17 protein-coding genes are annotated in these 19,240 nt (G+C 70.3%); 11 read left to right on the forward strand and 6 right to left on the reverse strand.

Annotation, left to right across the window (positions count from 1 at the left end; all coding sequences use genetic code 11):
* Positions 1-56 precede the first annotated feature (56 nt).
* From menC to FMQ63_RS11825, 5 genes are read right to left on the reverse strand one after another with little or no spacing between them, the layout of a single operon-like run.
* Entirely contained in the window at positions 57-1,217 is a 1,161-nt protein-coding gene (gene menC / locus FMQ63_RS11805) for an o-succinylbenzoate synthase (protein ID WP_011553561.1), read from the reverse strand.
* 9 nt (positions 1,218-1,226) lie between these two features.
* Positions 1,227-2,150: a 1,4-dihydroxy-2-naphthoate polyprenyltransferase gene (locus FMQ63_RS11810; RefSeq protein WP_011553560.1), complete on the reverse strand. Its 924-nt coding sequence runs from the start codon at positions 2,148-2,150 to the stop codon at positions 1,227-1,229.
* Complete coding sequence (gene menH / locus FMQ63_RS11815; protein WP_011553559.1) at positions 2,147-3,004, reverse strand: 2-succinyl-6-hydroxy-2,4-cyclohexadiene-1-carboxylate synthase; 858 nt, start codon at positions 3,002-3,004, stop codon at positions 2,147-2,149. The genes FMQ63_RS11810 and menH overlap by 4 nt, the downstream gene beginning before the upstream one ends.
* A complete protein-coding gene (menD, locus tag FMQ63_RS11820) occupies positions 2,995-4,764 on the reverse strand; it encodes a 2-succinyl-5-enolpyruvyl-6-hydroxy-3-cyclohexene-1-carboxylic-acid synthase (protein ID WP_011553558.1) in 1,770 nt (589 codons plus the stop codon). Before menD ends, menH begins: the two co-directional genes overlap by 10 nt.
* Positions 4,748-6,058, reverse strand: a complete 1,311-nt coding sequence (locus FMQ63_RS11825; protein ID WP_011553557.1) for an isochorismate synthase MenF — start codon at positions 6,056-6,058, stop codon at positions 4,748-4,750. Before FMQ63_RS11825 ends, menD begins: the two co-directional genes overlap by 17 nt.
* Positions 6,059-6,162: 104 nt before the next feature.
* Here FMQ63_RS11825 and aroF point away from each other — a divergent pair, with 104 nt between their 5' ends.
* The 8 genes from aroF to FMQ63_RS11865 all read left to right on the forward strand — a co-directional run bounded on the left by aroF (position 6,163) and on the right by FMQ63_RS11865 (position 14,362).
* Positions 6,163-7,074, forward strand: coding sequence for a 3-deoxy-7-phosphoheptulonate synthase (aroF, locus tag FMQ63_RS11830; RefSeq protein ID WP_011553556.1), 912 nt, complete (start codon positions 6,163-6,165; stop codon positions 7,072-7,074).
* Positions 7,071-7,760: a bifunctional demethylmenaquinone methyltransferase/2-methoxy-6-polyprenyl-1,4-benzoquinol methylase UbiE gene (ubiE, locus tag FMQ63_RS11835; RefSeq protein WP_011553555.1), complete on the forward strand. Its 690-nt coding sequence runs from the start codon at positions 7,071-7,073 to the stop codon at positions 7,758-7,760. Before aroF ends, ubiE begins: the two co-directional genes overlap by 4 nt.
* Before the next feature lie 37 nt (positions 7,761-7,797).
* On the forward strand, positions 7,798-8,343 hold the full coding sequence (locus FMQ63_RS11840; protein ID WP_228556406.1) for a shikimate kinase: 546 nt from the start codon (positions 7,798-7,800) through the stop codon (positions 8,341-8,343).
* Positions 8,340-9,611: a shikimate 5-dehydrogenase gene (locus tag FMQ63_RS11845; protein WP_020478308.1), complete on the forward strand. Its 1,272-nt coding sequence runs from the start codon at positions 8,340-8,342 to the stop codon at positions 9,609-9,611. Before FMQ63_RS11840 ends, FMQ63_RS11845 begins: the two co-directional genes overlap by 4 nt.
* Positions 9,608-10,627 carry a chorismate synthase gene (gene aroC / locus FMQ63_RS11850; protein ID WP_011553552.1) on the forward strand — a complete coding sequence of 340 codons (1,020 nt, stop codon included), beginning with the start codon at positions 9,608-9,610 and terminating at the stop codon, positions 10,625-10,627. Before FMQ63_RS11845 ends, aroC begins: the two co-directional genes overlap by 4 nt.
* A complete protein-coding gene (locus FMQ63_RS11855; protein WP_020478309.1) occupies positions 10,624-11,694 on the forward strand; it encodes a 3-dehydroquinate synthase family protein in 1,071 nt (356 codons plus the stop codon). The genes aroC and FMQ63_RS11855 overlap by 4 nt, the downstream gene beginning before the upstream one ends.
* A complete protein-coding gene (locus FMQ63_RS11860; protein ID WP_011553550.1) occupies positions 11,691-12,983 on the forward strand; it encodes a 3-phosphoshikimate 1-carboxyvinyltransferase in 1,293 nt (430 codons plus the stop codon). The genes FMQ63_RS11855 and FMQ63_RS11860 overlap by 4 nt, the downstream gene beginning before the upstream one ends.
* Positions 12,984-13,060: 77 nt before the next feature.
* Entirely contained in the window at positions 13,061-14,362 is a 1,302-nt protein-coding gene (locus FMQ63_RS11865; protein WP_011553549.1) for a citrate synthase, read from the forward strand.
* A gap of 103 nt (positions 14,363-14,465) precedes the next feature.
* On the opposite strand, the gene FMQ63_RS11870 is transcribed toward FMQ63_RS11865, so the two are convergent.
* Positions 14,466-16,286, reverse strand: a complete 1,821-nt coding sequence (locus FMQ63_RS11870) for a long-chain fatty acid--CoA ligase (protein ID WP_171452201.1) — start codon at positions 16,284-16,286, stop codon at positions 14,466-14,468.
* Between the two features lie 80 nt (positions 16,287-16,366).
* Between FMQ63_RS11870 and FMQ63_RS11875 the strand changes: the two genes are divergently transcribed.
* The 3 genes from FMQ63_RS11875 to pyk all read left to right on the forward strand — a co-directional run bounded on the left by FMQ63_RS11875 (position 16,367) and on the right by pyk (position 19,197).
* Positions 16,367-16,741, forward strand: coding sequence for a hypothetical protein (locus tag FMQ63_RS11875; protein WP_171452202.1), 375 nt, complete (start codon positions 16,367-16,369; stop codon positions 16,739-16,741).
* A gap of 181 nt (positions 16,742-16,922) precedes the next feature.
* A complete protein-coding gene (locus tag FMQ63_RS11880) occupies positions 16,923-17,609 on the forward strand; it encodes a bifunctional nuclease family protein (RefSeq protein ID WP_011553545.1) in 687 nt (228 codons plus the stop codon).
* Positions 17,610-17,796: 187 nt separating this feature from the next.
* The gene (gene pyk, locus FMQ63_RS11885; protein ID WP_011553544.1) at positions 17,797-19,197 is read left to right on the forward strand and encodes a pyruvate kinase; all 1,401 of its coding nucleotides are present in this window, start codon (positions 17,797-17,799) and stop codon (positions 19,195-19,197) included.
* Positions 19,198-19,240: the final 43 nt, after the last annotated feature.

Consider the following 19,240-nt stretch of genomic DNA (forward strand, 5'->3'; position numbering starts at 1 on the left):
GTCACCTTGGGCTTCATCAACGGAGGCCAAGCCGGGGGCTCCCATGCGCCGAGCCGTCACACCAGGGACTGGGAGCTCAGTCCGAGCCCCGGGGTGCTCGACAGGCGAATGACGCCTTGCTGCGGATGGTACGGATGATCTTCCGGCTCCTTCGCCAGCAAGCGCCCAATAGCGAGCCCGGAGGCCAGCGCTCCGGATGGCAGTGCCGCCGCGAGGTGTGCCGCGCCAGCCCGCGCCACCACGCCATCAATGGAGCTGGTGACATAGGCCTGCATTCCGAGCCGCGCCGCGCGCATCGCGACCACGAGGCACGGCAACAGTCCGCCCAGCACCATGGGCTTCAGCACCACCGCGCCCACCGCCGGGCCACCGCCCAGCAACGGGTCCACCGTCAGCAGCGCCCGGAGCGCATCGGGAGAAGCCAGGGACTCGTCCGCCGCCACCGTGCAGGGGGCGCGGCGCTGAACGCGCCAGAGCGCCGCGAGGTCCTCCGGCGGCGTGGGCTGCTCCACCAACTCCAGGCCGTACCAACCCAGCCGGTCCAGGGCGCGCTTCGCGTCGGGCTCGGACCAGCCGCCGTTCGCATCCAGCCGAAGCTTCACGTCCGGCCCCACCGCATCGCGCACGGCCTTCACTCGCGCCTCGTCGGCGTCCAGCGGCCGGCCGGCGACTTTCAGCTTCAACGTGCCGAAGCCCTCGGCCACGGCCTGCCGGGCCTCTCCCGCCAGGGCCTCGGGGGTGTCGGCGCCCAGCAGCGCGTTCACCGCCACTTCCGTCCGCGCCTCCTCCGCCAGCAGCCAGCACAGCGGAACACCCTGGCGTTGCGCGAGCAGGTCCAGCAGCGCCAGCTCCAGCGCGTGTTCCGCGGCCGGCATGGCGCCCGCTGGCGTCACCTGACGTGCACGGATGCGCACGCCGTCGCCTCGCGCCACGGCAGGGGGGAACGGCGACAACGTGTCCTCGATGGCCCGGACCGAGTCGCCCAGGAACTGGCCCTTCAGCTCGGACAGCCAGGCGTTCAGCGTCACGCCACAGTCTTCGAGCGACTCGGTGCCGAACGCGGGCAGCGGCATCGCCTCGCCCAGACCTTCGCGCCCCTCCTCGTCGACGACGCGGACGAGGAAGCCTTCTCGCACCGCGTGCCCCCCTTGTGACGTCTTCAGGGGCTGGCGCAGCTCCAACCGGAGGGGAATGAGCGAAACCTGGGCAATCCGCATGGCCTCACATCATCGCAGGTAGAGGCCCAACGCGAACAGCACTCCAAACACGAGCTGGAGTCTGGCCGTGGACCCCAGCGCCGGATTCAGCGCGGCCCCCTCCTGCTTCAACACCTGCCGCAACGGGGGAACCGCCAGGGGCAGGCTCAGCAGGGACAGGAACACCCAGGGGCTGGCCAGCTTCAGCGCGTACATCGCGAAGGGCGTGGCGTACGACAGCACCAGGAGGAGGAGGTACTCCGCCTTCCCCACGCCCGTGCCGAAGCGGACCGCCAGGGTGCGCTTGCCAGCCTTCACGTCCGTCGTCACGTCGCGCAGGTTGTTGACGACGATGAGCATGGTGCCGCTGGCGCCCACGGGAACCGCCGCCCACCACGCCGCGGGGTCCACCGTCCCCGCCTGCACGTAGTAGGTCCCCGTCACCGCCACCAAGCCGAAAAAGATGAAGACGAACACGTCTCCCAGGCCATTGTAGCCCAGGGGAAAGGGGCCGCCCGTGTATGCGTAGCCGCACAGCAGCGACGTCAGGCCGATGGCGATGATGGGCCAGCCGCCCACCGCCACCAGGTACATGCCCACGGCCGTGGCCAGCGCAAAGCACACGCCCGCGCCCGCCAGCACAGTGCCCGGCGCGATGAGGCCACTCTGCGTCACGCGCTGAGGGCCCAGCCGTTCGTGCGTGTCGGCGCCCTTCTTGAAGTCGTAGTAGTCGTTGATGAAGTTGGTGCCAATCTGGATGAGCACCGCGCCCAGCAGCGCTGCCAACGCGGGCAGCAGGCGCCCCACGCCCGAGCCGAACGCGAGCCCCGTGCCCACCAACACCGGCACCAGCGCCGCCGTCAGCGTCTTGGGGCGCGCCGCCATCACCCAGTGCTTCACCCCGGGACGGGGCTTCACCGACAGCGGGCCCGGCGCCGGAACCGACGTGCTCACGACGCCACCCTTCCCTCGCGCACGGGCATGGGGCTGTCGAACTGCGGGGCCTCGTACCAGGGAGTCTGGAGGAACCCGAGGACTTCACGGACGTAGGCTTCCGGCGCTTCCAGGTGCGGCGCGTGGCCACAGTCTTCGAAGGCGTGGCGCCAGACCACCGGCAGCTCCGTGGCCATGCGGCGGGCAATCTGGGTGAACTTCGAATCCGAAGCGCCCGTCAGGAGCAGCGTGGGCAGCCGCTGGGCATGCAGCTCCGGCCAGAAATCCGGCTGGACACCCAGCCCCAGACACTCCAGCGCGCCCGCGAGCCCCTCCGCCGTGCAGGCGCGGCGCTGTGAGCGCAGCGCGTCCCTACGCTCCTGCGGAAGCTGGCGCAGGCCGTCGAACAGCGGCAATTGCTCCCAGCGGTCCACGAAGGCGTCCACGCCCCGCGAACGGATGAAGGCCGCCAGCTGTCCGTCCGCCTCACGCCGGGCCGCGCGCTCCTGGCGCCGATGCAGCCCTGGCGAACCGCTCTCCATGATGAGCCGGCCGAAGCGGTCCGGCGCGCGCACGGCCGCCGCCAGCGCCACGCGTGCCCCCTGCGAATAGCCCAGCAGGTCCACGGGCCCCTGCCCCAGCGAGTCCACCAGCGCGACGAGCGCGTCCACCGTCTCCACGAAGGCCTCACGCCCCCGCTGGTCCGGCAGCGGCGTGGCCCCATGACCGGGGAGGTCCACCGCCACCGCGCGCACGTCGCGGCCCAGGAGCGGACGCAGCCCGTCGAAGGCCCTGCGGCTGCCGGTGAAGCCGTGCAGCAACACGAGCGGACGGGAGCCCTCACCCCACGTCTCGTAAGCCAGCTTCACGCCCATGGTCCTTCTCCCAGTGAGGCCGCCATTCGAGCGAACAGCCGCCGGTGCTCATCCACATTCGCGTTGCGGTCCACGCGCACTTCCACCAGGTGGAGCCCGCCCTCCAGGCCCTCGCGCACGGCCGACCTGAGCGCGACGGGCGTCTCCGGCCGGTGGAGCCGGGCGCCGCCCAGCGCCGCCGCGTGGGACAGGTCCACACCGTGCGGCGTACCGAAGAGCGTCTCGAACGTGTCCCGCGGCGCGACCTGGGCGATGGGGAGGAACGAGAAGATGCCGCCCCCATCGTTGTTCACCGCCACCACCGTGAGCGGCACTCGCGTGCGCGACGCGGTGACGAAGGCTCCCACGTCATGCAGCAACGCCAGGTCCCCCGTGAGCAGCACCGCGGAGCGGCCCGCAGCGGCCGCCATGCCGAGCGCGCTGGAGACAATGCCGTCGATTCCGTTGGCCCCCCGATTGGCCAGCACCCGCAGCGGCACCGTGCCCGCCGGAGCGAAGGCATCCAGGTCGCGGATGGGCATGCTGCTGGATACGAAGAGCGGCGCGCCCGCGGGAAGCGCCGCCACCACCTCGCGAGCGATACGCGGCTCGGAGAGCACATCGGGCTGCTCCGCGAACGCGGCCTCCAGCGCCGTGCGCACCCGTTGCTCCGCGGCCAGGAAGCCTCGTGCCCACGCCCCCACGCCGCGCGCGAGTCCTCGCGTCAGGGCCTCACAGGCCGCCACCGCCGAGCCCTCCACCACCGTGGACGCACGGTGCGCCGGGTCGAACAACCCGCCGCCGTCACTGAAGAGGACGGTGTCCGCGCCCGAGCCGTCCAGCCACTGCTGAGGCACCTTCGGCGTGAGCCCGCCCCCGAAGCGCAACACGAGCTCCGGACGGTGCGCCTTCGCGAACGGCGCATGCCGCAACATCGCGTCGTAATAGGACAGCGTGAGCGGGCCGCCGCCATAGCGGGCCTGCGAGGTGGACTCGGCCAGCACGGGATAGCCCGTGGCCTGCGACAGCGCGCTGATGGCCGCCGCGAATCCATCCATCTCATCTCGCGGGCCACACACGATGACGCCGCGAGTGGTCGCGGCAATCCGGCGGCGCACCTCGTCCAGGGTGGACGCGTCCGGCACCGGCTCGGGCGGGACGATGCGCGTCAGCGGCGCACCGGCGCGGCCCGACTTCGCGAGCGCGCTCAGGGAGGCCTCGGGGAAGGGCTCGGCGATGGGGGCCAGCGGCTCGCGGAATGGGACGTTGAGCTGCACGGCGCCCCGCGGCGCGCGCCACGCGCTGACGACCGCGCGGGCAACGGTGGCACGCATGTGAATCAACGCCGCGTCATGCGCCTCGGGCTGACCGAGGTCCGCGTAGAAGCGCGCGTGCTCTCCGAAGAAGCGCGCCTGTGGCACGGTCTGCGGCGCGCCCCAGCCCTGAAGCTCCAGGGGCCGGTCCGCCGTCAGCACCACCAGGGGCACGTGAGACAGCGCGGCCTCGATGACCGCCGGGTAGAAGTGCGCGCCTGCGGTGCCGCTGGTCGCCACCACCACGGCCGGTGCGCGCGACTGCTTCGCGAGCCCCAGGGCGAAGAAGCCCGCGCTGCGCTCGTCGATGACCGACCACGTGCGCAGCCCCTCCGTCCCGGCACAGGCCAGGGCCAGGGGCGATGACCGGGAACCCGGACACACCACCGCGTGACGAACCCCACCGCGCACGAGCTCTTCCAGCAACGCGCGCGCCCACAACACGTTGAGGTTAGCGTCGGACGACATCCCCGCCTCCCAAGGCCCGCAACATGGCCAGGCTCTTCATCTCCGTCTCCCGCCACTCCGAGTCCGCGTTGGAGCCAGCCACCAGCCCCACGCCGACGAACAGCCGGGCCTTCGCGCCCTTCACGCGCGCCGAGCGCAGCGCCACCATCAAGTGCGCCCGCCCAGGCCCCACCCAGCCCACCGGTCCCGCGTACCACCCACGGTCCAGGCCTTCGTGCTCCACCAGGAACGACAGTGCCCGCTCACGAGGCGTACCGCCCACGGCCGGCGTGGGATGCAGCGCCTCCACCACCTGCGCCGGCGTCACCCCCGGCCGCAGCTCGGCGCGAAACCCCGTCCGCAGGTGAACGACGTTCTTCAAGGCCAGCAGCGCGGGCTCCGCGTCCGACGACACCTGCTCCGCCAGCGGCGTCAACGCGGTGACGAGGTAGCGCACCACGGACGCGTGCTCGCGCACGTTCTTGTCATGGCCCCGCAGCCCGTCCGCCTGGCCGGGCGCGGCCGTGCCCGCCAGGGCCTCCGTCTCCAGCACCTGACCGTCCACCCGGCACAGCGTCTCCGGCGTCGCGCCCAGGAAGCACGTGTCGTCCGGAGCGCGGAACAGGAAGGTGGCGCAGCGGGGATTCTGCTCACGCAGCCGCGCCAGCACGTCCACCACATCAAAGGGCGCGGGCCCTTCCGCATCCAGCGGGCGCGCCAGCACCACCTTCTGGAGGTGCCCGGACGCAATCGCGTCCAGCGCGCGCTGCACCCGCACCTCGAAGTCCAGCCGCGACGCGCGCAACTCCAACGCCACGGGCTCGCCGCGCGCATGCCGGTACGACTCCGGGAAGCAGGCACGGACGCGCTCCAGCCGCGAGCGCACCAGGTCCTCACCCCCGCGGCCTTCCTGCGCGAACGCCACGACGCACGCGCCGCGCGCCGTGCGGAACACCAGCACCTCGGGCAGCGTCCAGCGCGTCACACCGTGCGACGCCCACGCCGTGTCCACCGTGCCCGAGTCACCGAAACGGATGCCGCCAAACCAGGGGCCCGGCATCGACTCCGGGGCTTCGCCCAGCCAGCGCACCTGCACGCGGCCCAGCGAGGCCAGCACGTCAGGAATGTCGGAGGCGTCCTGCGCCTCCACCACCGCCGCCTCACCCCACCCCGCCGCCGCGTCCTGCGCCAGCGGACGCTCCCAGTAGACGGTCGGAACGCCCAATACGTCCGCACCCGCGAGCGGATCCACCACCGCAAGGGGCGTCATTCCGGCCACCCAGCGCTGGCTCTCAACGGGAGTGTGCGTCTTCATCAGCGTTCCTCATCGGCGATTGCGTCGCAATCACCTTCGGTTGTCTTCTAAGCCATCTCGGCTATACATGCACCAAGGAGTTCAAAACCTCTTGAACTCCATGAATGGGAGGGTCCGTGGGAGGCAAGCGGCCAGACGAACCAGCCGGGTCCGGACGGGCCCCGGGCGCGCTGCGGGTGCTTCGCGTGGAGCGGCCCGAAGGCACTCGCGTGCGAGTGGGCCCCGTGGAAGTCGGAGGCCCCGGGTTCGTCGTAATGGCTGGCCCCTGCGCGGTGGAAGGCGCGGAGCAGGTGCAGCACGCCGCCTCGGTGGTGGCCGCCGCGGGTGCCCATGTCCTGCGCGGTGGCGTATTCAAGCCTCGCACCAGTCCCTACGCATTCCAGGGCATGGGTGAGCCGGGCCTGCACGTCCTGGCGGAGGCCGGGCGCCGCCACGGCATGCCCATCATCAGTGAGGTGATGGAGTCGGCGCAGATTCCCCTCATGGAGGAGTCCACGGACATCCTCCAGGTGGGTGCGCGCAACATGCAGAACTACTCGCTGCTTCGGGCGCTGGGGAAGGTGCGCAAGCCCGTGCTGCTCAAACGAGGCCTGTCGGCCACGTTGCAGGAGTGGCTGCTGGCCGCCGAGTACATCCTCGACGGCGGCAACGAACAGGTGATGCTGTGCGAGCGCGGCATCCGCACCTTCGAGACGGAGCTGCGCAACACGCTGGACCTGGCGGCGGTGGCCTGGGCGAAGCAGCGCTCCCACCTGCCCGTCATCGTCGACCCGTCCCATGCGACGGGCGACCCGGCGCTCATCCTCCCCATGTCGCTGGCGGCCGCGGCCGCGGGGGCGGACGGATTGTTGATTGAAGTCCACCCGAAGCCCGAGCAGGCCATGTGCGATGGGCACCAGGCCCTGACGCCTGAACGCTTCGAGACGTTGATGCGGCGGCTGCCAGCCGTGCTAGACGCGGTGGACCGACACCTTTGGCGGCCGGAAAGCCCGGCCCAGGTCGTGAGGGCGCGATGAGTACTGAAGTCCGTGAGATGTTCTCTTCCATCGCCACGAAGTACGACGTGACGAATGAGGTCCTCTCGTTCGGCATCCACCGGCTGTGGCGCCGGAAGGCCGTCCGGCTCAGCACCGCGAAGGAAGGAGACCGCGTCCTCGACTGCGCTTCGGGCACTGGCGACCTGGCCCTGGCCTTCAAGCGCAAGGTGGGCGTGTCCGGCCGTGTCGTGGGCACGGACTTCTGCCCGGAGATGCTGGAGAGCGCCCCCGCCAAGGCGGAGAAGGCGGGCCTCCAGGTGGACTTCCAGGTGGCCGACGCGATGGACCTGCCCTTCGCGGCCGACAGCTTCGACGTGGCCTCCATCTCGTTCGGCATCCGCAACGTGGATGACCCGGTGAAGTGCCTGAAGGAGATGGCGCGGGTGGTCCGGCCCGGTGGCCACGTCGTGGTGCTGGAGTTCGGCCAGCCGACGGGGGCCTTCGGGGCCTTGTTCCGCTTCTACAGCAAGACGGTGATGCCCACGATTGGAGGGCTGCTGACGGGCAACCGCGCCGCGTACCAGTACCTGCCCAAGACGTCCGCCTCCTTCCCGGCCGGTGACAAGTTCCTGGAGTTGATGGACCAGTCCGGGGCCTACGCGGCAAAGTCCGCGCATGCGCTCACGTTCGGCACCGCCTACGTCTATGTCGGCACCGTCCGCTGAGGAGCGGCGGCACCTCGTTGAACAGATTCTCGCCTCGGTGGATCCCCGGCTCGCGCCGGGACTGAGGGAGGCGGTAGCCCGCCCGGGCCCCTCCCCGCTCCCCGGCTCCAGTCAGACGGTGGTGCTCGCCGGCCACCGGAGCGCGGGCAAGTCGCGCCTCTTGCCCATGGTGGCCCGCATGCTAGCGCGCCCCGGGCTGGACCTGGACGCACACCTGGAACGCCTGCACGGGCGCCCGCTGCGCAGATGGGTGGCGGAAGCGCCGCAGGAGTTCCGGGCCGCTGAACGCCGCGCCCTGCAAGGACTGCCGGCCGGAGGGCTGGTGGCCGTGGGAGGCGGTTTCCTGTCGCACCACCCCGACGCGCTGACCGGGCTCTTCACCCTGGTCGTCCCCATCTGTTTCGACACCTACCGTGAGCGGCTGCTCACGGACCGGACGCGCCCGCGGCTGCGCGCCGACATGTCGCTCGAAGAAGAATTGTCCGCGGTGTTCCATGAGCGCGAGGTGCTGCACGCCCGCGTCCCCACCGTGGCCCTGGAGGACTTCCTCCGAGGCTGCCTTGCCCCCGAGGTGCCCCTGTGACGCCCGCCCGGCGCGTCGTCACCCTGCCCCCCACCCTGCTCGGCGAAGACGCTGTCCGCTTCGCGCGAGACGGCCAGCGCCGTGGGGCGGACGTCCTGGAAATCCGCACGGACCTGCACGCCCCTGACGCCATCTCGCCCGAGGCGCTGGCGGCGGTGCTGCCGCTGCTCGTCTCCGAGCGGGGCAAGCCGCTGCCCGCCCCCTGGGTGGCCGCGGCCTGGCGCGTGGACAGGGACTTGATGGACGCGTCGGGGCAGCAGGCATCGCTGGCGGCACCTCCCGGAAAGCTGCTCGCGTCGCACCACGCGAGCCGGCAGCTCTCCACGGAGGAAGCGCTCCAGTTATGGGAGCGTGAGCTGCCCGCCGACGCCCTGGTGAAGCATGTGGAGCCGATGACGGACCCGGCCCACCTCGTCACACTGATGGAGACGCAGCGGCGGATGGTGGAGCGCTTCGGTGCCACGCGAGTCACGGTGCTGGGCATGGGCGCGGTGGCGTTGCCCACGCGGGCGCTGCTCGCCCAGAACAACGTGTTGGACTACGTCGCGGCGGGAGGCGCCTGGGTCGCGGCGCCCGGCCAGCGGCTGCTGGACGACGCCGTGCGAGCGCTGCGCGGCGCGGACCGGTACACGGTGGCGCCGCCGCTGCGGCTGGGCATCCTGGGGACGTCCATCGTCCACTCGCGCTCGCCCCGCATCCACCGTCAGCCCTTCGACCGCATCGACCTGCCGGAGGACGGGCCGGTGGAGGCCGTGGTGGACGCGCTCCTGCCTCACTACGGAGGCTTCGCCGTCACCAGCCCCTTCAAGCTGCGGCTGGCGAAGCACACGGGGTCCTCGCTGGACGCCATCAACACGCTGGTCCGCCGGGGCGGCCGGTGGGAAGCCTTCAATACCGACACGTTCGGCGCCCGCACGGTGCTCGAGCGGCTCGGGGCTCGCGAAGTCTTCGTCCTGGGGGACGGTGGCGCCACCTCGGCGCTCCGGTCCGTGGCGGCGGAGCTGAGCTGCGACTTGCGCGTCTTGCGACGCGCCGACATCCAGGCGCCTCTCACAGGGGCGGGCGTCTGGACCTGGCCCGATAGGGTGCCCGCTCCTGACGACCTGCGCTTCGACGGGGCCCGTGTGGCGGTCATCGCCTACGGAGCCCCGGGCCGGCGCATCGCCGCGGAGATTGTCCAACGCGGCGGTACTCCAGTCCTGCTGGGTGCGGCGTGGTTCATCGCGCAAGCCCGGCGTCAGCGCCAACTCTGGGAGTCCGCGACATGAATACCTTCGGCGAACTGTTTCGCCTGACGACGTTTGGAGAGAGCCACGGGCCCGCTCTCGGCGCCATCCTGGATGGCTGCCCCGCCGGCGTGCCCCTGACGCGCGAGCAGATTCAAGTCGCGCTGGACCGTCGGCGCCCCGGCCAGTCCACCATCACCACCGCGCGCAGCGAACCGGACCAGGTGGAGCTCCTGTCCGGCGTCTTCGAGGACAAGACGCTGGGGACGCCCATCGCCGCCATCGTGCGCAACACCAACCAGCGCTCGGGGGACTACGAGAAGCTGAAGGCCGAGGACCGGCCCGGCCACGCGGACGCCGTGTGGCGCGAGCGCTTCAAGCACCGTGACCACCGCGGCGGCGGGCGCACCAGCGGGCGCGAGACGCTCTGCCGCGTCATCGGCGGCGCCATCGCCGAGGCGTACCTCGCCCGTGACGTGCCTTCCATCCGCACCGTCGCCTACGTGTCCCAGGTGGGCAACCTGGTGGCCGCCGTGCCCGCGCCGGGACTCACCCGCGAGCAGGTGGACGCCCACGCCACGCGCTGCCCGGACGTCGCCATCCGCGACGAGATGTCCCGGCGCATCCTCACCGCGAAGGAGGCGGGCGACAGCCTGGGCGGCGCCATTGACGTGCGCGTGGAGGGCCTGCCCGTGGGTCTGGGCGAGCCCATCTTCGGCAAGCTCAAGGCGCGCATCGCGCAGGCCCTGGGCAGCATCGGCGCCGTCACGGGCGTCGTCTGGGGTCCGCCGGACCTGCTCGAGCGCATTGGCCAGCCCGGCATCCAGTTCCACGCCGTGAAGGACGCATACGGCGGCATCCAGGGCGGGCTCGCCAACGGTGAGCCGATGCAGATTCGCACCTTCTTCAAGCCGCCCGCGACGCTGCAGGAGCATGCGAAGGGCGGCCGTCACGACCCGTGCATCATGCCCCGGGCAGTCCCGGTGCTGGAGGCCATGGTGTCGCTCGTCATCGCCGACCTCGTCCTCCACTTCAACGCGAGGCCCCACGCGCCATGAGTGCTCTTCCTCCCGGGGCCTACCGTCCGCCGTCCGATCGCTGGGGCACCTTCGCCCGCCTCGCCAGGAACCTGCCCGAGGGCAGCGTGGCGGTGGTGGACCGCACCGTCGCGAAGCTCCACCCCTCCCTCATCCCCACCCTGGAGGCGCGCAGCCCCCGCGCCATCATCCAGCTCACCGGCGGCGAGAGCGCCAAGACGTTCACCGCCCTGGAGAAGGTCCTCGCCAACGGACTGGCCCTTCCGCGCTCCGGCACGCTCGTGGCCGTGGGCGGCGGCACCATCGGTGACGTCTCCACCGTGGCCGCGCATGTCCTCAAGCGCGGCGTGCGCCTGGTGCAGGTCCCCACCACGCTGCTGGCGGCGGTGGACAGCAGCGTTGGCGGCAAGGGCGCTGTCGACATGACGGTGCGCGGGCGCGTGGTGAAGAACCCGGCCGGCGTCTTCCACTACGCGGACGAAGGCTGGGTGTGCCCCGAGTTCTTCGACACGCTCTCCGATGCGCAGCGCCGCGAGGGCGCGCTGGAGGCCTGGAAGATGGTGGTCAGCCTCGACGCGCCGCTCTTCCGCCGCTATGTGCGCAAGCCGCCCGCGCTCGAGAAGCTCGTGAAGGACGCCCGCGCCCTCAAGGAGCGCATCTGCGCGCAGGACCCGTACGAGCACACGGGGCTGCGCCGGGTGCTCAACTTCGGCCACACCTTCGGCCACGTGCTGGAGAGCGTGTCCCGCTTCAAGCTGTCCCACGGTGACGGCGTGGGTCTGGGCATGCTGCTGGCCCTGGACGTGGGCCGTCACCTGGGCGTGACACCGGAGCCCGTGGCCGCCGAGGTCGAAGCCGCCCTGGCCAATGGCCCCGGCGTGCAGGGCCGCGAGCGCGCCGCCGCCCTGCTCCGCCGCGCGCCGATGAAGGACGTGCGGGCGCTGCTCACCGCCGACAAGAAGGCCGGCGCCAAGGGCGAGCTGCGCATGGTGCTGCTGACGGCCATTGGCGCCACCGAGGTGCGTGACGTGGACGAATCAAGCTGGCGTGCCTTGTGGCCCGCGTGGACGAAGGGGGAGCGACCATGAGCACGGCGAAGGCTTCCCGTATCGTGGTGGACCCATCCGCGCTGCACGCCGCGCCCCTCACCCCGCCAGTGTCCAAGTCGGACGCGCAGCGGGCGCTGGTGCTGGGGCACCTCACGGGCTCGTGGCCGCTGCCCTCGGTGCAGGCCGAGGCGGACGAGGACCTCCCCGCCGACGTGCGCGTGCTGCGCCAGGGCGTCGAGGCCCTGCGTCTGCCTCCGGACGCCGTGCGCGACATCGACTGCGCGGACGGTGGCGCGCCCTTCCGCATCCTGGCCACCCAGGCGGCGGTGACGCCCGGCGCTCAGGCGCGCTTCACCGGCACACCCCGCCTGGGCGAGCGGCCCCACGGCCCGCTCTTCACGTCCCTGCGCGAGGCCCTGGGTCCCATGGGCCTCACGCTCACCGAGGGCACGCCCTGGCCCGTGGAGCTGCGCGCGCCCCGTGATACGTCGAACGCCACTCCCGTGTTCCGCGTGCCGGGCGCCCAGAGCAGCCAGTACGCCTCCAGCCTGCTGCTGGGCTGCGCGGCGCTGTACCTGCGCGAGCGCCGCCCCTGGCGCGTGGAGATTGACGGGCCCCTCACCAGCGCGGGATACCTGGAGCTGACCCTCACGTGGCTGAGCCGCTTCGGCTTCGACATCCTGCGCTCCCCGTCGAGCTACACCGTGGCCGGGTACGCGGCGCCCCCGGCCGTCCCCACGCTTCCGGGGGATTGGTCGTCCCTGGGCTACCTGCTGCTGGTGGCGTGGAAGACGGGCGGCACCGTGGTGCGCGCGGACACAGGCAGTGCCCACCCGGACGACGCCATTGTCCGGTTGATTGAGCAGGTGGGCCTGCGCGCGGTGCCCGCGGGCCCTCCCTTCACGCTCAAGGTGGAGGGCCAGCTTTCAGGGGGCCTTCGCGCCTCCGGCGAGGAATGCCCGGACCTGCTCCCCACGCTGGCCGCCCTCGCCTGCGTGCTTCCCGCGCCCTCCACGCTCACGGAGGTGGGTATCCTCCGCGTCAAGGAGAGCGACCGTCTCGAGGGCATCCGGACGCTCGTGAAGGCGTTCGGCGGAACCACGGAGCTCCAAGGAGAACAGCTGCTGATCCAGCCACCCCGCACGCCACCTGCGGGCTTCGAGATGAGCAGCGAGGGGGACCATCGTCTCGCGATGACCGCTGCGACACTGTGTGTCCTGTCCGGCACGCCGCTGACACTCACCGGTCCAGAGTGCGTGGAAAAGAGCTTTCCTGGGTTCTGGCGCCAGTTGTCCAGGGTGGGTGTTCGGATAACTGATGCAGGATGAGACCCCCAGTGTCCGTCCAGCAGACTTATCGTTCTTTTTTGTTGAAAGCACTCTCCCCCCTGTGAAATCTCCGCCCCATGGCCAAGGACACGCTGACGATCACCGACAATCGGACCGGGAAGACCTACGAGGTCCCGATCGAGAACGGCTGTATTCGCACCAATGCTCTCCGCCAGATCAAAACGGGCGACGATGACTTTGGGTTGATGGGCTACGATCCGGCGTTCCTCAATACCGCCAACTGCAAGAGCGCCATCACCTTCATCGACGGAGACAAGGGCATCCTGGAGTACCGGGGCTACCCCATCGAGCAGCTCGCGGAGAAGTCGAGCTTCCTCGAGGTCGCCTACCTCCTGCTGAACGGTGAGCTTCCCTCCGAGAAGGAGCTGCAGCAGTTCAACCACCTCGTCACGCACCACACCTACGTGCACGAGAACGTGAAGAGCTTCATGGACGGGTTCCGCTACGACGCGCACCCCATGTCCATGGTGAGCTCCACGGTGGCGGCGCTGTCCAGCTTCTACCCCGACGCGAAGAACATCAAGGACCCGCTGAGCCGCCGCATCCAGATCACGCGGCTCATCGCGAAGATGCCCACCATCGCCGCGTTCTCCTACCGGCACACGATGGGCCTGCCGTACATCTACCCGGACAACGACCTGTCCTACGTCGCCAACTTCCTGGCGATGATCAAGCGCATCGGCACGTCGACCTACAAGGTCCACCCGGTGCTCGAGCGCGCGCTCGACATCCTCTTCATCCTGCACGCGGACCACGAGCAGAACTGCTCCACCACGTCCGTGCGCACGGTGGGCTCGTCCGAGGTGGATCCGTACTCGGCGGTCAGCGCGGGCATCGGCGCCCTCTACGGCCCGCTGCACGGCGGCGCCAACGAGGCGGTGCTCCGCATGCTCCGCGACATCGGCCACGTCTCCAAGATCCCGGAGTTCATCAAGTCGGTGAAGAGCGGCGAGGGTGAGAAGAAGCTGATGGGCTTCGGTCACCGCGTCTACAAGTCCTACGATCCGCGCGCCAAGGTCATCAAGCGCGTGGCCGACGAGGTCTTCGAGGTGACGGGCAAGAACCCGCTGCTGGAGATCGCCGTCGAGCTGGAGCGCATCGCGCTCGAGGACGAGTACTTCGTGAAGCGGAAGCTGTACCCGAACGTCGACTTCTACTCGGGCCTCATCTACGAGGCGATGGGCTTCCAGGTCGAGATGTTCCCGGTGCTCTTCGCCATCCCCCGCACGGTGGGCTGGTGCGCGCAGTGGGAGGAGATGGTGACGGACAACGAGCAGAAGATTGCCCGTCCGCGCCAGGTGTTCACGGGCGCCCCGCGCCGCGACTACGTCCCCATGGACAAGCGCGCCGTCAAGTAGGCCGTGACCCAAGGCCCGCGCGTCTCGCGTGGGCCTGAAGCACGAAGGGGCGAGGAACCGCGAGGTTCCCCGCCCCTTTCGCTTTCCCGCGGCGCCGGCACGCTCAGCCCGTCTGAGAACCGCCCTGCGGGGACTCGTCGTAGAGCGACTCCACGAGGCCGGCGTACTTCTCCGCCACCACGTTGCGGCGCACGCTCAGCTTCGGCGTCAGCTCACCGCCCTCCACGGAGAAGTCCTTCGGCAGCACCGCGAAGCGCTTGATGGTCTCGAAGCGGGACAGCTTCGGATTCACGTCGCGCTCCACGCGCTCCTGGAGGAACTGGCGCAGACGGGCGTCCTCCGCGAGCCGAGCCGCGTCCTCCGGCCACCCCTGCGCCTTGGCCAGGGCCCGCGCCTTCTCCACGTCCAAGGTCAGCAAGGCCACCAGGAAGTTGCGGCGCTCGCCCAGCACCACCGCATGCCCCACACCGGGCAGGGCCGTCAGCAGCTCCTCGATGTTGGAGGGAGACGTCTTCTTCCCGCCCGAGGTGACGATGATGTCCTTCTTGCGGCCGGTGATCTGGACGTAGCCGTCCGCGTCCAGTTGGCCCACGTCACCAGAGTGCAGCCACCCGTCCGCCAGCAGCTCGGCGGTGGCCTCCGGGTTCTTGTAGTACCCCATGCAGACGTTGCCGCCGCGCACCAGCAGCTCGCCGTCGTCCGCGATGCGCAGCTCCACCCCCATCATTGCCCGGCCCACGGACCCCAGCCGCGTGTGGGACTCGGTGCTCACCGTGCCGGGGCCCGTCACCTCCGTCATGCCCCACACCTCGTGGATGACCATGTCGATGGAGGCGAAGAAGTCCAGCACCTCCCGGCCGACAGGCGCCGCCGCCGTGGCGAAGAAGGACACCCGCTCCATGCCGATGCGCTCCTTCAGCGGGGCAAACACGAGCCGCCTGGCGAGCAGATACTGGGCCTCCAGCGTCATCGGGACGCTCTGGTGGCGCATCACCCGCTCATGCCGCTCCGAGGCCACCCGGCGCGCCCAGGCCACCACCCGGCGCTTCGAGGGCGGCTGCGAGGCCAGCCCCTCCTCCGCCTTCGCCTTGAACTTCTCCCACACGCGCGGCACGCCGAAAAAGAACGAGGGGCGCACCTCCCGCAGGCTCTGCGGCATCGTGTCCACCGACGCCGCGAAGTACACCTGCACCCCGTTCAGCAAGGGGCTGTAGAGGGAGATGATCTGCTCGGCGATGTGCGACAGCGGCAGATACGACACGAGCGAGGACGCGGCGGGCTGGCCGAACGTCACCGAGTCCGTGAGCTGCTTCGCCGTCCACACCAGGTTGTGGTGGCTGAGCATCACCCCCTTGGGGTGGCCGGTGGTGCCGGAGGTGTAGATGAGCGTGCCCATGGCCTCCGGCTTCAGGGCGTGGACGCTGTCCCAGTAGGGCTTCTCGTCGGCGCCGGTGCCCAGGGCCATGACGTCCGCGTAACGCAGCACGCCCTCCGGGAGCACCGTGGGCGCGTCGATGACGACCACGTGGCGCAGCTTGGGCAACCGCTCGCGCAGGGCCAGGGCGGTGCGCAGGTGCCTCTCGTTCTCCACCACCAGGAGCGTGGCCTCGCAGTGCCCCAGGATGTACTCCAGCTGCTCCGGGGCGCTGGTGGTGTAGAGACCGACAGGGACGCCCCCCATGGCGATGGCCGCCAGATCGGCGACGTGCCACTCCTCGCGGTTGAAGCTCAGGATGCCCACCGGCTGGCCCGCACCGACCCCCAGCGCGTGCAACCCCAGGGCGAAGCGCCGCACCCGTTGCGCATATTCAAACCACGAGGTGGGCGCATAGGCGCCCCCACGGCGCGTCCACAGGGCTGGGCGCTGCTCCTGTTGCGCGGCCCGGTCATGGAGCGCATGCACCACCGACTTGGGAAGGTCCATGCCCCGAACGCTAGCGGAAGCAAGGCCCCCTACCAATGTCCCCCCGTCTCGGACGTTGACAGCTGGTTGGAGTGCTTTGTATGCCGCGCCCGACCATGAGCATCGACTTCACCTGCCAGAAGTGCGAGGCGAGCTTCGAGCTGGACGCTCAGGACCTCATCGAAGGGACTGAAAAAATCGTCTGCCCGCATTGCGACGCCAAGGCGCCCGCCAACCTCACGGAGGACTTCGTCGCAGCGCTCACGGAGATGCGCGCGCAGATTGCCGCGCTCGACAAGCGGTTCGCCGTGTCCATGACGTTGGAGTCCGAAGACCTGGAGGACATGCTCGACGACGACGACGAGGAAGACGACGAGGACGAATCGGAGGACGACGACCTCGATGAGGACGAGGACGAGGACGTCGACGACGAGGAGGACTACGACGAGGACGAGGACGACGACGACCGTCGTTGAGCCTGTCCGCCTGCCCTCCAGCCCGGGGAGCACCCCACGCAGTCGGGGGTAACCGGGCCTGGAGCGCAACCCTCCCGACAGATGGCCGGGTGCGTAGCTTAAAGGCGTGAAAACGCCCAACCGCGCCACTTTGTTCGTCGCACCTCTCTCGGCCGTGCTTCTGGCGCTCGGAGGGCTGCTGATGTTTCCCGCGTTCACTCCACCCGTAGCGCTGGCGGCCCTGGGAAAGGCTCAGGGTCAGCCCTGCATCACCGAAGGTGAAGACGACCCCAAGGCCTGCTCCGAGCTCGTCGAGCTCGAGGTGCAGGATGTCGTCCCGCTGGAGGAGGCCCAGGCCCACGCCGTGGTCCTGGCCACCAAGGACAAGGGCATCGTCCTCCCGGTCTTCGTGGACGAGGCCTCGGCCATCTCCATCGCCTTCCGGCTGGCGGAGCGCCAGCCACCCCAGCCGCTCGCACAGGACCTCCTGGACGACGTGGTGACGGAGCTGGGCGCCAAGGTGACGGAGGTCCGCATCGACGACCTGCGTGACAACGTCTACTCGGGCCGCGTCTTCCTGGAACAGGGCAAGAAGAAGATGACGCTGGACGCCCGGCCGTCAGACTCCATCGCCATGGCGCTCACCAGCCATGCCCGCATCCGCGTCACCCGCAAGGTACTGACGCTGGCCGGCATCACCCGCGAGGAGATCGAGGGCCTCCAGCAGGAAGGCCCCGGCGTGGGCGGCAGCGGGCCGCTGGACGCGCCCGGCTTCCCTGCCCCGGGCGCCCCGAGCGAGCCGCCCATCGACATGGACATGGAGGGCCTGCCGCCGGGCCACTCGATGCCCAAGACGCCGCTGGGCACGGGCAAGGAAATCGAGCTCTAGGGCCTGCTGAGAGGCACTTGCAAGAAAGCCCGGCCCCCCTCCCAGGGATGCCGGGCTTTCTCTCTCTGCCATCGAGAGCGCAAAGGCTCCGCGCGGCCCGAAGCCGGGCCCGCGTGGGTCGAAGAGTTAGTCTCGCGGGCGCAAGGCTGTCAAGCCGGGCACCCCGCCGCCTAGGATGCGCGGCAATATGCGCAAGGCGAAAATCATCTGCACCCTGGGCCCCGCTTCGGACACGCCCGAGGTCATCGAAGGGCTCATCCGCGCGGGCATGAACATGGCGCGGTTGAACTTCTCGCACGGCACGCACGAGGAGCACCGCCGCCGAGTGGAAACCATCCGCAAGGTCGCGAAGCGCCTGGGCACGCCGGTGGCCATCCTCCAGGACATCCAGGGGCCGAAGATCCGCCTGGGCCGCTTCGACGGGGGGCAACTGCTGGTGAAGCAGGGCCAGTCCGTCACGGTGACGACGCGCAACGTCCTGGGCCAGGACGGCGTCATCCCCACCCCCATCAAGTCGCTGGTGAAGGACGTGGCCAAGGGCCACGAAATCCTCCTGGACGACGGGCGCGTGCGGCTGCGGGTGCTGCGCGTCCACGGGCAGGACGTGCAGTGCCGCGTGGAGGTGGGCGGCGTGCTCAAGAATCACAAGGGCCTCAACCTGCCCGGCTCGCCCATGTCGGTGCCCACGATTACGCGCAAGGACGCGGTGGACCTGGCCTTTGGGCAGGAGGTGGGCGTGGACTACGTGGCGCTGTCCTTCGTCCGCACGCCCGAGGACATCAAGAAGGCGCGCGCGCACGTGGCGAAGCTGAAGACGCCCCTCATCGCGAAGATTGAAAAGCCCCAGGCGGTGGAGCGCGTGGAAGAGATTGCCGCCGTGGCGGACGGCATCATGGTGGCGCGTGGCGACCTGGGCGTGGAGATGCCCCTGGAGCGCCTGCCGGCCATCCAGAAGCACATGGTGAGCGCGGTGAACCGCATGGGCGGGCTCGTCATCGTCGCCACGGAGATGCTGGAGAGCATGGTGGCCAATGCGCGCCCCACCCGCGCCGAGGTGTCCGACGTGGCCAACGCCATCCTCGACGGCGCGGACGCCGTCATGCTGTCGGGCGAGACGGCCGCGGGCAAGTACCCCGTCGAAGCGGCGTCCACCATGGCGTGCATCGTGGAGGAGACGGAGCGCGGCGTGGTGAAGCACCAGCACCACTCCCCCTTCGAGCGCTCCGAGGACCTGGGCACCGGCGTGGCCGCGGCGGCCGTGGCGGCGGCGACGCAACTGGGCATTGGCACCATCGTCGCCTACACGGAGAGCGGCCACACCGCGCGCCTCATCTCCGAGTTCCGGCCCCACGCGCGCATCATCGCCCTCACGCCGAGCGAGACGGCCGTGAATCGCATGGCGCTCTACTGGGGCGTGACGGGCATGCAGGTGGCGCGCGTGTCCACCACGGACGCCATGCTCACCCAGGTGCGTCAGCTGTGCCGGAAGGAGAAGCTCTGCGCGCCCGGCACGCCCGTCGTGGTGGTGGCCGGTGTCCCGCTCAACGTCCCGGGCAACACCAACCTGATGAGCATCCACCGCATCTGAGCGGGCCCGTGGAGGCCCCGGGACTTGCCGTCACCGGGGCTCC

The sequence above is a fragment of the Myxococcus sp. CA005 genome (genome assembly GCF_006518205.1).
GTDB classification, from domain to species: domain Bacteria; phylum Myxococcota; class Myxococcia; order Myxococcales; family Myxococcaceae; genus Myxococcus; species Myxococcus xanthus.